10 protein-coding genes are annotated in these 15,897 nt (G+C 40.9%); 9 read left to right on the top strand and 1 reads right to left on the bottom strand.

What is annotated here, in order from left to right:
* Nucleotides 1–160 precede the first annotated feature (160 nt).
* A complete protein-coding gene (locus AB5217_RS10835) occupies nucleotides 161–2,368 on the bottom strand; it encodes a DUF5686 family protein (protein ID WP_032843129.1) in 2,208 nt (735 codons plus the stop codon).
* 665 nt (nucleotides 2,369–3,033) lie between these two features.
* Here AB5217_RS10835 and AB5217_RS10830 point away from each other — a divergent pair.
* The 9 genes from AB5217_RS10830 (at nucleotide 3,034) to AB5217_RS10790 (ending at nucleotide 15,892) form a co-directional block, all read left to right on the top strand.
* The gene (locus AB5217_RS10830) at nucleotides 3,034–3,507 is read left to right on the top strand and encodes a hypothetical protein (protein WP_004304628.1); all 474 of its coding nucleotides are present in this window, start codon (nucleotides 3,034–3,036) and stop codon (nucleotides 3,505–3,507) included.
* A 140-nt stretch (nucleotides 3,508–3,647) separates the two neighbouring features.
* Entirely contained in the window at nucleotides 3,648–5,837 is a 2,190-nt protein-coding gene (locus AB5217_RS10825; protein ID WP_004301833.1) for a glutamine synthetase III, read from the top strand.
* 116 nt (nucleotides 5,838–5,953) lie between these two features.
* On the top strand, nucleotides 5,954–6,655 hold the full coding sequence (locus AB5217_RS10820) for a Crp/Fnr family transcriptional regulator (RefSeq protein WP_004301832.1): 702 nt from the start codon (nucleotides 5,954–5,956) through the stop codon (nucleotides 6,653–6,655).
* A 34-nt stretch (nucleotides 6,656–6,689) separates the two neighbouring features.
* A complete protein-coding gene (locus tag AB5217_RS10815; RefSeq protein ID WP_004301831.1) occupies nucleotides 6,690–7,244 on the top strand; it encodes an RNA polymerase sigma factor in 555 nt (184 codons plus the stop codon).
* Between the two features lie 67 nt (nucleotides 7,245–7,311).
* Nucleotides 7,312–8,472: a FecR family protein gene (locus AB5217_RS10810; RefSeq protein WP_008775503.1), complete on the top strand. Its 1,161-nt coding sequence runs from the start codon at nucleotides 7,312–7,314 to the stop codon at nucleotides 8,470–8,472.
* Between the two features lie 25 nt (nucleotides 8,473–8,497).
* Nucleotides 8,498–12,076 carry a SusC/RagA family TonB-linked outer membrane protein gene (locus AB5217_RS10805; protein ID WP_070782602.1) on the top strand — a complete coding sequence of 1,193 codons (3,579 nt, stop codon included), beginning with the start codon at nucleotides 8,498–8,500 and terminating at the stop codon, nucleotides 12,074–12,076.
* A 19-nt stretch (nucleotides 12,077–12,095) separates the two neighbouring features.
* Nucleotides 12,096–13,664 carry a RagB/SusD family nutrient uptake outer membrane protein gene (locus AB5217_RS10800; RefSeq protein WP_004309836.1) on the top strand — a complete coding sequence of 523 codons (1,569 nt, stop codon included), beginning with the start codon at nucleotides 12,096–12,098 and terminating at the stop codon, nucleotides 13,662–13,664.
* Nucleotides 13,665–13,712: 48 nt separating this feature from the next.
* Nucleotides 13,713–14,786 carry a hypothetical protein gene (locus tag AB5217_RS10795; RefSeq protein ID WP_004309837.1) on the top strand — a complete coding sequence of 358 codons (1,074 nt, stop codon included), beginning with the start codon at nucleotides 13,713–13,715 and terminating at the stop codon, nucleotides 14,784–14,786.
* 101 nt (nucleotides 14,787–14,887) lie between these two features.
* Complete coding sequence (locus AB5217_RS10790; protein ID WP_004309838.1) at nucleotides 14,888–15,892, top strand: TlpA family protein disulfide reductase; 1,005 nt, start codon at nucleotides 14,888–14,890, stop codon at nucleotides 15,890–15,892.
* The last annotated feature ends 5 nt before the right edge of the window (nucleotides 15,893–15,897 follow it).

The raw sequence follows: 15,897 nt of genomic DNA, 5'->3' as shown, positions 1-15,897 counted from the left end.
ACTAAAATAAATTTAGGTATTTATACCTTAGAATTTATTTTCTAGGAAAATACCTGTGCTTATGAGGCGACTACACCTCTTTGATGCTAAATTTTGCCCTCATCCTCTCTTATACAAAGATAAGTAAAATCTTTCGATAAAACAACCGGAACGAAGAAAACTATCGGTTGAACAACTCAAACGTGAACTTACAGCCTATTCCTCCGAATTTCCAATTTTCGCTGCTCACAAAAACTCCTACGTCAAAAATATGCGTACCGATGCCATATCCTACTTCCAGATAAGGTTGAAGGTGCGGCATAGAGAGGGCACTGATATAAATACGTTCATTCTGCACATAACGGGTGTACTTCATCAGATGCCGGAGAATAAGGAACGGAGCTTCGTAGGTGAAATGCCCCCGTACATAACGGCGGGAGGAATTATACCAACGTGAGTCAAGCACCTGAAATACTCCGCCGATTTCATCATTCCAACCTACGGGAAGATTATGGCGGGAGAAATTGGCAAAGTCCACAAAATACAACTCATCCTGATTGGTGAATGCTCCGAATCCGAAACGATAATAAATATTACGCATCAATCCCAACCGGATTTGATGCTGAAGGTCAAACTCTATTCTTTCATATTCACCCGTACTCTTGAACACTCCTTTAATACCTCGTTCATAATCGACCGAGAAAGTCGGGTATAAAGAATGGAGGTTAATCTTTCGCTTTCCGTTCATATAATAATAGAGTCCCGGAGTCCACTCTATCCGGATGCGGGGAGCGAAACTGATATAAGTGTTCTTGAATTTATCCATAAATTCCGGGGGCGGCATCGGATAATCGCCAGTGATTACAAAGCGGGAAGGCTCTACCGCTGTTCTTTTATGGGCCGAGAACCCCAGACCGATATCCAGTCCGTTGACTACTTCAACGGTATGACGGAAGTTAAAATACAAGTCCTTGAAATAATCGAGATGAATTAAATCGAAATTGAAGATACTGTCCGGCATAGCTTTCAGTTCGTCCAGCACTTTACTACTATAAATACGGTTACCGTTACCCACATTCAACCGGAAGAATCCCCGCTTCTGCGGCCAGTATTCAAAATCGGCATTCAATGACCAGTAGAATTCCTTACGCGTAAAGTTGTATCCGAGTTTAGGCACAATGCGAAGTAATTTATCCCCTCTGAAAAGACGGTTATAACGAAAATCCTGTCGATAAGACAAACCGTTGCTTCCACTATAACTGAATAAGAGCGGATTGATAAACGGAGAAAATCGCACACTTCCGATATTGGACAAATTGAATTTATAATCTTCTACCATCAAATCACCCATCGTTCCCCAAAAGGCCTGACTCTTGGACGGCTTTTCTACCGTTGTCGTGTCACGTCTAAGCGTATAGTCATGATATAGTTTTTTCTCACTTTCATTCAAAGGAATCGGCCGCATGATAGCAAAGGTAGAGGCGTCCGTCTTATAAGCGTTCGTATCACACTGTAAAGAGAAAGATTCCGAAAGATTATATTTTCTCTTCTCTTTCTTGCGCACCTTTTTTTCTTTCAGTTCGATGGATTTATAATCTAAAGAAGCGGTGTAATTACCATCCACCTTATTTCCGAGAAATTTGAAAAGAGCTTCTACGTCATAACGCACCGGCAGGAATTCATTTTTCTTGCCTACATCTCCCATCTGAATCCAACAGGTAAATGTTATCAGCTCCGATCTTCCCGAAAAACGAATTTCACGAACACTCCAAACGTTACTGCTGACCACCATATAGCCACCCACCAACTGATCGCTCTTAGTGCGGGGGATAAAGCGAACCCGATAATCCAGATTGTTAGGATCTCCCATCACGCTGTCTATCCGGTATTTATAATATTTCTGTCCGTTTTTGGCCAGTGGTGACAATAAGCGTTCATCATTCAATAAAGAAGAAGAGTAGATATTTACATTAAAGTACTCGAGCAATCCAGGCAATCCCCTATTTCCTCTCACAGTTCCCTGGGAAGCCTTTACTTTCTGATCGTAAATATTGGGAGCCGTATAATGAAGATCACTATATGTTTCAAGCAGATATTCGCGAACACCCTTTTGCAAACGAAACATAGAAGGTACATAACGGAGAATAAAATTCTTCTTCTGAATGTCCATCTTACCTTTTATATATAGGTTCGCGCGATAATCACTGACTATCGTTTCATACAAAGGTGCAAAAGTCATCACACGTTCTATAATGGAGTCAGCAGAGATTTCCTGATGGGTATAAGGATTCATTATATAATTATTGGCTGTCCCCTTTGGTATAAAAGAGAACAGACACAATATGCATCCTATCAATATTTTATCTCTCAATCGTCGTATCTCCTTCATTAACGTAGGCAAATATAAAAAAGAATATCGAAAAGCAAGAGAAGTTGGACACTAAAAAGAGTTATCAGAAGAAAACCTTCACATTATTCAAAATAACATGGAGATGAACTAAATCTTTGGCGCGGTTGTCTCGAAATAAATGCAGGAAGCTCTGCATATTCTGCTATTCTCTTCATATATAAAAAACGAAAATCCTCTTTCAACCTATCACCACCTTTCTAAAACTCTTTATTCATCGCACTTACAGAGCGGTGATAGGTTGAAAGAGGAATTAATAAAACCTGTATGGAAGAAGTTATAATATGAAGGGGATTTCAACAATAATGGGAAAAATACAAAGTTCCAATATCTGTAAATATAAGAGCCCCCTGAAAACATATTAATGACTAAATCAACCCTTCTATCTTTTTATTTATCACTTTATTCTTGACAAAGAAGAAAATTGTCGTATCTTTGCGATACTCTTCATATCAACCAGGCAGGGAACCTGCCTCGTTTCGTGGCAGGCATTTTTATGCCTGTCCTGATGCTTCATATGGCGGTTTCGTACCCCCGTGTGGAGTGTTAATGCACCCACTGCCTGGTTGGTGAAGAGTAACGGGAAAGGCGGAACCGCTCTTATTTCATAGAAAATCTTCGCCTACCACCTTATTCATAATTATATTATGGAAACAAAACAAGTTACCGTTCAACCAGCGGTGGGAGGCATGATAAAGGCTTCCAAAGATTCATTTGTTATTCCTAAAGAAGAATTAAAGGATTTCTACCTTAAATTCGCTTTCCTCCTGAACCCGGATTCCTGCTCCATAAACCGCACCGAATTCGAACTTTTAAACATTCTGCTGAAAGACCTGAAAAAAATCCTGGCAGCATTGACTCACCTCAACACCCATCCTTGGGATGAAGGCATTGCAGAAATCCAAATTTCATGCGGTGTTTACTCCCTACAAGACAACTTGAGCAAAAAAGAGCGTATGCAGATGAACACCTCTATGGGTAAACACCTACAATTTCTTACCCAAATGGCTGTGAACAGCCCAGTGTTCAAACTGTTATTCAAGAACTATCACAACCATTATATCCAAGTGGAAAGTTTGGTTAAACAGATGGCTAAAGAAATCAACGAACAGCAACAATAAGAATAGAAGTTGGAGAATCAACAGAGGGGGTACTTTTAGAAAAACACATTATTTTTCAAAATACCCCCCTCTAAAATAGGGGTACTTTCAGAAAAAACATATAATTTTGCGCCATCAACCGATAAAAAAATAGACCATTTATGTCAAAAATGCGTTTTTTTGCCTTACAAGAGCTTTCCAACCGGAAACCTCTGGAAGTTATTGCCCCTTCCAACAAACTCTCTGATTATTATGGTAGCCACGTGTTCGACCGCAAGAAGATGCAGGAGTATCTTCCCAAAGAAGCTTACAAAGCTGTAACCGACGCTATCGAAAAAGGTACGCCTATCAGCCGTGAAATAGCAGATTTAATTGCTAACGGTATGAAAAGTTGGGCTAAGTCACTCAACGTCACTCACTACACACACTGGTTCCAGCCTCTGACAGACGGAACAGCCGAAAAGCATGACGGCTTTATCGAATTCGGCGAAGATGGCGGAGTGATTGAACGCTTCTCCGGAAAACTACTGATCCAGCAAGAGCCGGATGCTTCTTCTTTCCCTAACGGCGGCATCCGCAACACTTTCGAAGCACGAGGATATACAGCCTGGGATGTTTCTTCACCGGCATTCGTAGTAGATACCACTCTTTGTATCCCCACTATCTTCATTTCTTATACAGGTGAAGCGTTGGATTACAAAACTCCATTGTTGAAAGCACTTGCCGCTGTAGATAAAGCAGCAACGGAAGTCTGTCAGCTATTCGACAAGAACATCACACGCGTATATACCAATTTAGGATGGGAACAGGAATATTTCCTTGTAGACTCCTCCTTATATAATGCACGCCCCGACCTCTGCCTGACAGGACGGACACTGATGGGGCACTCTTCTGCCAAAGACCAACAGTTGGAGGATCATTATTTCGGCTCTATCCCTCCACGTGTCACTGCATTTATGAAAGAACTCGAAATCGAGTGTCACAAACTCGGTATTCCTGCCAAAACCCGTCATAACGAAGTAGCTCCCAACCAATTTGAGTTGGCCCCTATTTTCGAAAACTGTAACCTTGCCAACGATCACAACCAGCTCGTCATGGATTTGATGAAGCGTATCGCCAGGAAGCATCATTTTAATGTACTCCTGCACGAAAAGCCATATAGCGGAGTAAACGGTTCGGGCAAGCACAACAACTGGTCACTCTGCACAGATACCGGTATCAATCTGTTCGCTCCCGGAAAGAATCCGAAAGGCAATATGCTATTCCTCACATTTCTGGTAAACGCCTTAATGATGGTTTATAAAAACCAGGATTTATTGCGTGCCTCCATCATGAGCGCCAGCAACAGCTATCGTTTGGGAGCCAATGAAGCTCCTCCCGCCATCCTCTCTTGCTTTCTGGGTTCACAACTCTCGTCTACTCTCGACGAAATTGTCCGCCAGGTAGGAAATGAGAAAATGACGCCGGAAGAAAAAACCACACTGAAGTTAGGCATCGGACGTATCCCCGAAATTTTACTGGATACCACCGACCGCAACCGTACTTCTCCTTTCGCATTCACCGGAAACCGTTTCGAATTCCGCGCCGCAGGTTCTTCTTCCAACTGTGCTGCCTCTATGATTGCAATCAATGCGGCCATGGCAAACCAGCTGAACGAATTCCGGGCATCGGTAGAAAAGCTGATGGAAGAAGGAGTTGGCAAAGACGAAGCTATCTTCCGCCTGCTGAAAGAAACAATTATCGCCTCCGAGCCGATTCGTTTCGAAGGGGACGGTTATTCCGAAGAATGGAAACAAGAAGCTGCACGCCGCGGACTGACTAATATCTGCCACGTACCGGAAGCCCTGATGCACTATATTGATAACCAATCCAAATCAGTACTTATCGGCGAACGTATCTTCAACGAGACCGAATTGAACAGCCGTCTGGAAGTGGAACTGGAGAAATACACCATGAAGGTGCAAATCGAAGGCCGTGTATTGGGCGACCTCGCCATCAATCACATCGTACCAACTGCCGTTGCCTATCAGAACCGTTTGCTCGAAAATCTTCGCGGACTGAAAGAAATATTCCCGGCTGAAGAATATGAAGTATTAAGTGCCGACCGTAAAGAACTGATTCGTGAGATTTCACACCGGGTCACTTCTATCAAAGTACTCGTGCGCGACATGACCGAAGCAAGAAAAGTAGCCAACCACATGGAAAACTACAAAGAAAGGGCATTCGCATACGAAGAAAAAGTACGCCCGTATCTTGACCAAATCCGCGACCACATCGACCACCTGGAGATGGAAGTGGATGACGAAATATGGCCGTTGCCTAAATATAGAGAACTGTTGTTTACCAAATAAAATGTCTGCAAGATTGCACGAAAGCTCCCACTTTTGTGCAATCTTTTTATAGATTCGTTCATTTTCTCATTTTTTCTTTTTACTTTTGTGCTGTATAACACAGTTTTGTAGCACTCATGGTAAAAATGAATATGTCAGACATCGATATTTCGGAACCATTATCCGATATGTTAGCTCCTCTAAACAATGAGCAAAAGGAGTTTCTGATGAATAATTATACGATACAAACCTACAAAAAGAATGAAACCATCTACTGTGAAGGAGAAACGCCACATCATCTGATGTGTCTCATCAGTGGAAAAGTGAAAATCTTCAAAGATGGTGTGGGGGGTAGAAGTCAAATTATCCGCATGATTAAACCACGCGAATACTTTGCATATCGTGCTTATTTTGCCAAACAAGATTTTGTAACTGCCGCAGCAGCTTTCGAACCTTCCGTTGTTTGCCTGATTCCTATGAGTGCCATCACTACGCTGGTTGCCCAAAATAATGACTTGGCCATGTTCTTTATCCGCCAACTTTCCATTGACTTGGGTATCTCTGACGAACGTACCGTTAATCTGACACAAAAACATATTCGCGGACGCTTGGCCGAATCACTCATCTTCCTGAAAGAAAGTTATGGACTGGAAGAAGACGGTTCTACGTTGAGCATTTATCTTTCACGTGAAGATCTGGCAAATCTTTCCAATATGACTACTTCGAACGCTATCCGTACCTTGTCGCAATTCGCTACGGAAAGACTGATTACTATCGACGGAAGAAAAATCAAAATCATCGAAGAAGAAAAGCTGAAGAAAATAAGCAAGATTGGGTAAGAGAGTTTCTGCACCAATCGTTCCACCCTAAATAGTGAACATACATATAGAAAATATAATTGCAGACATAAAACGTGGCAACAAACAGGCTTTCAAAAAGCTATTTGATGACTACTATCCTATTCTTTGCGTGTTCGCATCCCACTATATTGAAGACAAAGAAGTTTGCAAAGACATCGCACAAGATGTATTGTTAGCTTATTGGGAACGGAAAGAAGATTTTGACGACATTTTGAAAGTAAAAAGCTTCCTTTATACCGTCACCCGAAATAAATGTCTGAATCACTTAAAACATGAGCAATTAGATATTCCCTATTTTTCTGGACAGGAAGAGTTCGATAGTGGCTTCGAAGCTGCCATTATCGAACAGGAAACATTCCACATGGTTCGCAAAGCGGTAGAAGAATTGCCTACCCAAATGCGAAATATCATCTTATATTCTATGAAAGGGTTAAAAAACCATGAGATTGCTGACAAATTGCAAATTTCAGAAGGCACTGTCCATACGTTAAAGAAATTCGCCTATCGCAAACTTCGCGAAAGTCTCAAAGGCATAAATTACACCTTATTACTATTTTTATGCAAATAAAGTAACTTTTTGATTACCCCGTTTTTTCGATTGGATTGTTTTACTTATATAACAAATCGAAAAAACGATGAATTCATTTAAAGAAAAATTTAAAATTGCAAAAATCTTAGCTTCCTTATTTACTCATTCGTCTACCCCCGAAGAGGAAAAGAACTATCGTGCATGGTTGGATGAAAACCCGGAACATCAAAAGATAGCCGACCGGATATTAAATAAGGAAACGTATGAAGAAAACAGCCGGTTAATAAAAAGCTTCTCTTCACAAAAAGCGTGGGAGAAAGTCTATCCGTTATTAGGAGGCAATCAATCGGGTACTGTTTTTTCGTGGAAAAAGAGTCTGAAATATGCAGCTCTCATCTTATTGTTATTAGTACCTGCTTCTTACTTTATCTATCATTGGATATCCGAAGAAACGATTAGCGACATCACTCCGGGAACCCTTGGCGGGGAACTGATCTTGAGTGACGGCAAATCTTTCAATCTTTCCGACAATAATCTTCCGGAGAATGCGGTCAGAGCATTTGTGATCGATTCGAAAGGGATTAACTATCAGATTCCCGCCAACAAACCGCAAGTAAAAGAAATCCAAAACACACTACGCACATTGCAGGGGATGGAATGCCTTATCACGCTTTCCGACGGCACAAGGGTACATCTCAATGCGGAAACCCGGCTGACTTATCCGGTTTGTTTCAGTAGTAAAGAACGTATTGTGCAAATTGAAGGGGAGGCTTATTTTGATGTTGCCCCGGACAAGGAGCATCCGTTTATCGTAAAAACATCGCATACATCTATCCGGGTGACGGGAACGTCGTTCAACGTAAGAGCCTACGCTGATGAAGATACGGAAAGTACGACCTTAATCAGTGGAACAGTAAGAATCAACAGTAGAAATGAAGAATTCGAATTAGTTCCCAACCAGCACTATACATATAATAAAAATACCGGTACAAATACCGTCGCCAACGTAAACACTGATTTGTATACATCTTGGGAATCCGGATCATTTATCTTTTTAAATGTCCCTCTTGAGAATGTGATGTCATACCTGTCCAAATGGTATGGATTCCAATATTCTTTTGAAGACGAAGCAGCCAAACAGGTGCGTATCGGAGCTTACCTTAACCGCTACGCCAACATGAACCCGATTATCGACATGATTACAGAATTAAATCTGGTCAATATCAAACAACGGGAGGGCATCCTGCACATTTCCTACAAACAGTAATAATACATAATATAACTAACGCATTATGAAAAAACGAGTAAAATCCCTGCCGTGGGTGGTATCTTATGCAAGCAGAAACTTTGTGAAGTTCTGTCTTTTATGGATATTCTCCCTTTCTTCACTCATGATTCAAGCACAGGACAATCAGAGAATCTCCATCGACTTGAGAGGAGAAACGCTGGAAGCAGCACTCTGGTATCTGCAGAATCGTACGAAATTTGTCTTTATGTATGGAACGGAAGACATTGCTAATGTGACCGATATCACCATCAAGGCAAAAGATAAGACAATTACTGAAATTCTGGATGAATGTCTGGAAGGCACTAACCTGACTTACGAAATCTCTGGTAGCGCAATTGTTATAAAGAAAAAGCAAAGCCAGAAAGTTACAATCAGTGGTTGGATTCGAGATGCCAGTGGCGAAGCATTACCCGGTGCCACTGTTACGATTCGAGGCTCCAAACATGGAGCCATCGCCGGATTGGACGGACATTATACTTTTAATATTCCGGCACAAGAGGGATTGATTCTAACTTTTTCTTTTATCGGAATGGAAAAGAAAACGTTGAAATATACAGGTAAGAAAACAATCAATGTCACTCTGACCAGTTCCAGTACGGAAATTGACGAAGTGGTGGTTACCGGTTATCAGAATATTCAACGCCGCGACCTTGTTGGTTCCATTACTACGATAAAAGCGAAAGACATTATAATACCTTCCTACACTACTATCGACCAAATGTTACAAGGACGTGTAGCAGGTATGGTGGTTACTAACTCAAGTAGTCGTGTAGGTACGGCGCCTAAGATCCAGATTCGAGGTACCAGTACGCTACAAGGAAATCGTGATCCATTGTGGGTAGTAGACGGTATTATTCAGGAAGATTTCCAAGTAACACTAGATAGCGGCGAACTGATGACTAAAAGTTTAAAGGATATCATCGGCAACCAGATTTCATGGCTAAACCCCGCTGACATCGAAAACATCACAATTTTGAAAGATGCTTCCGCCACTGCTATCTATGGTTCAAAAGCATCTAACGGTGTAATCGAAATCACAACCAAAAAGAATACCACTGACAGATTGACTGTGAACTATTCCGCCAACTTTAACATCGGGCAACGCCCTAATTATGGAATGTTCAACTTTATGAACTCTCAAGAACGCATCCGTTTCTCACAAGAGGCGTTCGATGCAGGAATCACTTACGCAACAATGCCTTATAAGGATCCTAACACCTATGAAGGTATATTACGGATGTTGCAGGAACATGACATTTCTGATATCGAATATAGAAAACTTTACAACGACATGGAAACCCGCAATACTGACTGGTTCAAACGCCTGACACGCCGTTCGTTCAGCCATAGTCACAACGTTAGTGTTTCCGGTGGAACGAACAAGTTTAGTTATTCGGCATCTATGGGATATAACAACAGCGAAGGTCAGGAAATAGGCAATGATAACGAACGTATGACAGGTCGCATCGCTCTGATGTTACGTCCGATAGAAAAACTGACTATCAGTATGACTTTAAACGGTAGCGTTTCTACTACTAACGGCTTTTTCGACGATATCAATCCAATGGGTTATGCTACCAATACAAACCGTATCATCGACCCGGATGCTTATTATATGCAAGAAAACGGATACTATTATAAAACAGGAAATAAAGAAACCCTTTCATACAATTTTATCAATGAACGGGACAACAGCGGTTCAAAAGCACGCTCCAACTTCATGTCCGCTTCCTTAGATGTCAACTGGCATGTCCTTGACTGGTTAACTTATCAATTTACAGGCGGTTATTCGACTAATAACAGTACAAATGAAAGCTGGGCTACCGAACACACGTACCACATTGCCAACCTGTATCGTGGTTACGATTTTAATTCTGTTACTCCCACCAGTGCCGATTTTAAAGCTGCACAGCTTCCATTCGGAGGTAGATTGTACACAAACGACAATAACCAGTATTCTTACAATATCCAGAACAAGCTACAATTCAGCAAAGCATTCAATCCTAATAACCGATTGAATGCGCTATTGGGTATGGAACTTCGCTCGTCTACAGCTAAAGGAACAGCCAATACAGTTTGGGGATATGTACCGGACAGAGGTGAACGTATTGTAGCGCCTACCATACCAAGCCAAGTAGTATCACCGGGCGGAAGTCCAACAGGCTGGGGAATATTAAAAGAACTTTATGACAGAGGTTGGAAAAGAACAAACAATACCAACAACTTCCTTTCGTTCTTCGCTACTTTTGCATACTCATTCAAGAATCGCTATGTAGTCAATGCCAATGTACGAAATGATGCTTCCAACGTTTTCGGACAGGATATCAATCACCGTATCGACCCGACTTATTCATTCGGTTTTTCCTGGAGAGCATCGGAAGAAGCTTTCTTCCAAAAGCATCTGAAATGGATCACAACACTCAATTTCAGAGGAACATTTGGTATTCAGGGAAACGCTTTGACACGTGAAAGTCCTGAACTAATCTTAAGTCAGAACGGAGTACAAGCAGGATATAATCGATATTACTCCACTATTAGCCAGATCCCCAATCCGTATCTCTCCTGGGAACGTACCAAAAACTGGAATTTCGGTGTGGACCTGGAACTGTTTCATATGTTTTATATGAATCTGGAATACTACACCCGACGTTCCAATGCGGTAATCACCGTAGATTTACCATTCGAATATGGAATTAACGACATGAAACGTAACGGCGGAATTATTTACAATCGGGGAATTGAATACACGTTATCATTCACACCTGTTCAGAAACGTGATTTCAGCCTGAATATTAACCTGAATGCCTCTAAAAACTGGAACAAAGGCGGAGAAACCACGATTGACAGAACCACGGGGATGTACTTGACCGGAAGCAACACCCAGATATTAAAAGAAGGATATCCGTTAAGCGGATTCTGGTCATATTCCTTTGCCGGTCTTGATGGAAGTAACGGCAAACCGATGTTCAACTATGTTGAAGTCCCGGAAGAAGAAAAAAGTAAAGGCATCGACCCGACCACTTACCTTGTATATTCCGGAGAAAAAGAGCCGTATTTCACCGGAGGTCTCGGTTTGAGTTTCCGCTACAAATCTTTGTCACTAAATACCAGCTTTTCCCTTTTGTTAGGTAGCAAAAAGCGTTTGACGTCACCTTACAATGATTTCCGAGGAGAACATAATATGATGCCCGATCCAACCAAGAATATAAACCGCGATTTATTGAATCGCTGGCAAAAAACAGGAGACGAAGCTTACACAAATATCCCCGGGTTGCCGATATGGCCATTAGGGATCACTTGGACTTTGCCTAACACGGAGACCGCAGAATCACCCATTTATATGTGGGAAAAATCAGATGCTATGGTAGTCAGCGCTTCATTCCTGCGTTGCCGTAACATTGGATTATCCTGGCAGATGAAAAAAGAATGGTGCGACAAGATACATGCTAAAAACCTGTCTATTAACTTTAATATGGACAATGTATTTGTAATAGCCAGCAAACGTTTTAATGGTTTTGATCCGGAATTAGAAAACAGCATCATGCCACGTTCTTTCTCATTGGGACTTAATATAGGATTTTAAACAATAAACAAAGAGAGATATGAAACTTAAATATTTAATTTATACAATTACACTGACCGGCCTCACCGCTTGCGGAGATTTCTTAGAGCCAAAGTCACAGAGCCAATATATACCTAAAGACGCTAATGCATTGCAAGAGATGCTTATCGGAGAAGCCTATCCCCAACAAAAGGATACCAAATTTCTCAACTATCAGGAAATACTCGCAGATGATGTCGAGCAGAATCAGGTGGAAGGTTACGAATTCCCAGAAAACGACAAAGCAGATATGGAAATATTTGAGATACTGTATAGCTGGCAACCCAATATGTTCGAAATACGAGAAAAATTGGGACAACAAACAGTCAATACTTGGGAGAACCTTTATGAATATATTTTAGGAGCTAATGCCACACTTGACTATATTGACGAAGTATCCGGTACAGAAATTGAAAAGAATTATATTAAGGCACAATCCTATGCCCTACGGGCTTTTTATTATTATATGTTAGTCAATCAGTACGGACTTCCCTATAATTATAACAAAGAATCATTGGGAGTTCCTCTCAAGCTGGACAGTAAAATGAGAGATGATGACAATATATTGATGAGACGGAACACGGTAGAAGAAGTATACCGACAGATTGTTACCGACCTAAACGAAGCAGAACGTTTATTCCTAACTCTCTCCGCCACACAACAATATGAACCGAACTACCTTGTCAGTTTACCTATGGTACAATTATTAAAATCACGTGTAGCTCTATATATGGAAAATTGGGAAGAAGCTAAAACGTATGCGGAGAAAGTTATCAAAGATTGGAACTTCTCACTACGCGATCTGAATACTATTCCTGCACCGGAAGCAGGTATAAAAGAACCTTATTACACATTCAATACATATGATTCGCCGGAAGTCATCTGGAGTTATGGAACTATCAGAGACTTGACAGGTGAATACGAAGGTTATATCGATAAGAAAGATGAAAACAGCGATGAAGAAAAGACCAGAAGAATGTTCAAAGCAGCAGACGGGTTAATCAACAGTTTCTCAGAAGGTGACTTACGCAAAGACCGTTATATTACTAGGGAAATGCAATATAACGAGGCGGTTCCGGAGAACAGCACATTTTATGATACTTATCTCCCCTATGGCAAATATAAGACACTACGTTCTGTCCCCACTTCCGGAAGCAGTGATTATTTTGCACTCTCCTTCCGAATAGCAGAAGCTTATCTAAACTATGCAGAAGCCGCTGCCATGAGCCAAGCCGAAGGAGATGCCATCACCGCTATGAATACATTGCTGGAGAAACGATATGATAGAGGAAACGCACCGTCTTTTTCCGGATTGAGCGGAGATGCTTTGATCACCCAAATACGTGAAGAACGCAGAAAAGAACTTTGCTACGAAGGACAACGCTGGTTCGACTTACGTCGATATGGTATGCCTTCCATACAGCACAAATGGGAAGGCAAAGTTTATACACTAACAAAAAACGATCCTTCATACGTATTACCTATTCCTACAGAAGTGTTGCAAAGAAACTTATTATTGGAACAAAATCCGTTCGGACCGGAACGGACTGGAGTTCCTGTTACAAAATAACTATAAATATAAGAAATAATGATCGTCAATTTTAAACAACAGAGAATCATGAAGCCAATATATAATGTATGGATATTACTATTCTGTCTCACATTCTCGTCCTGTTATAATGAAGATATTATCAACCCGACACCAGATCCACTTGCACTTGCCGGAGGATTTGAGTTTCCGCAGGGAAATAATTCATGGGACAATGATGTTATGAAAATCTACCAAGACTTCGGAGTGAAAATAATATATAAAGATATCACAGAAAAAGATCTCAATAAAAATTGGACTAATGGTGGAGTCGGTAGTTCATCAAGAGTCTTCGAGAATTGTCTCAATGACGAAATGGGAGCATTTTATATTACTTTTATGAAGAACCACATTTTTCCTTACCTCAACCGGGAAGTTACGGATAGAGTATTTCCCATGTACTGGTATATGGTATACAATTATTCTGTATTTACTTCCATTATACCGGGAGTACTGGAATATTATGTTGCACTGCCCGAGCATGATGACGGCCAAACCGACTGCTGGATAACTTGTTTCTGGGGAGATAAAGCCCACAGTACTTACGATGACCCAATCACAGGATGGAAAACTCCTATTGCCGGCAATAAGGATAGTTTTACCATACGCCGCTTCAAAATAATTGATGAAGTTATAAATACAGCTATCGCCAACGGAAATATTATCATACCCGAAGATGAATTTGATGCAGGATTTGACCATTTAACTCCGATTGTCAGAAGTGAAGACATCGAAAGTAAAGCCGATCCTAATTATTATCTTAAAAGAGGCTATCCTGGTAATGTAAATTCATTATCAGGTAAACATTCTAAACCCGATTCCGATAATCCTCCAACAGCCAAAGAAACATTTATCGGCTATCTGCAAATAGCCATGCGTCATACCAAAGAAGAACGGGAAGTAATGTTTCCTTCGGCAACCTATCCATTTCTAAGCACTAAGTTCGATTTTGTGACAAACTATCTAAAAAAATATAATATTGATTTGGAAGCTATCGCCAAAGGACCGGAAGATTGGGATATTAAACCTTATCCGGAACTACCGAAAACTGATGAAGGAGATGGCGATGATGATGATCCTTGGGGAGACTGGGGAGATTGGTAAAGAAACTCTTCCATAACGATTAAGTTAGTCATTTCATTAAAGGATAGATAAAATAAGAATAAAGATATTTAGAATTTACCATATATTATAAACTCCAAATCATGAAATTAATAAGACTCTCATTGATATTATTGCTCTTATGCAGCACCACTCCTCTATGGAGCGACAGCGGACTTCAATTCAAAGGAAAGTTGAGACTACTCAAACCAACCACTTTGCAAGTTAAGGATTTGAATGGGAACCTCATTTTAAGTTGTCCTATTAACCAAAATGGAGTATTCGAAACCGAAAAAAAAGACATTATATCCGATGTATATACACTATATATTGGGAATACGGAGCAAAACATATACCTCGAAAACAGACCTGTAACCATTCATGGTTTTTTCGATGAAAAGAATCCCGAACAAAGTTCACTTTCATTCACCGGCATTGATCCGTTTCTGACTTTACAAAACTATATGCCGACCGAAAGAGATCCGGATAAAGCAACAATCCCGACTTCTGCCAAAGAGAAGCTGACATCTGCCATGGCATCCGCATTAGCTTATCTGGCAGATGTGAATGATTACCCATCCAACAAAATGTTATTGGATATGATACCGGAACAAGATAGGAATTCGTTGTCTGCCAAATGGTTAATCAACAAAGTAGAAGTCCTCTCCCACCAGATTATCGGTGCAGAATGTCCTGGTTTTACGTTCATTGACAACAATGGAAAGAGCATAGGTTTAAAGGACTTCCGTGGAAAAATTGTCGTACTGGATTTCTGTGCTTCCTGGTGTGGCCCTTGCCGCAAAGAGATGCGCAGTATGCTGACAATATACAATGATCTGAAAGCAGATGATTTAGAATTCATCAGTGTTTCGTTGGATGACAGCGAAGCAAAATGGAGAAAAATGCTGGATGAAGAAAAACTGCCGTGGGTGATGCTATGGGATAAAACAGGATTTCCCAAAAACAGCAAGACTCCAAGTGCTATTCAGACTGCTTACGGTTTCTACTCCATCCCTTTCCTTGTTGTCATTGACAAAGAAGGTAAACTCGCTGCACGTAATGTCCGAGGGGAACAAGTACGAGAAGCCATTTTAAAAATAAGACAATAAACAAA

The organism is Bacteroides sp. MSSM.1001136sp1_RTP21357st2_D2_RTP21359_211015 (assembly GCF_040913205.1).
Taxonomy (GTDB): domain Bacteria; phylum Bacteroidota; class Bacteroidia; order Bacteroidales; family Bacteroidaceae; genus Bacteroides; species Bacteroides ovatus.
The sequence above is the reverse complement of the archived record's forward strand: the minus strand, read 5'-3'. Positions and strand labels throughout refer to the sequence as shown.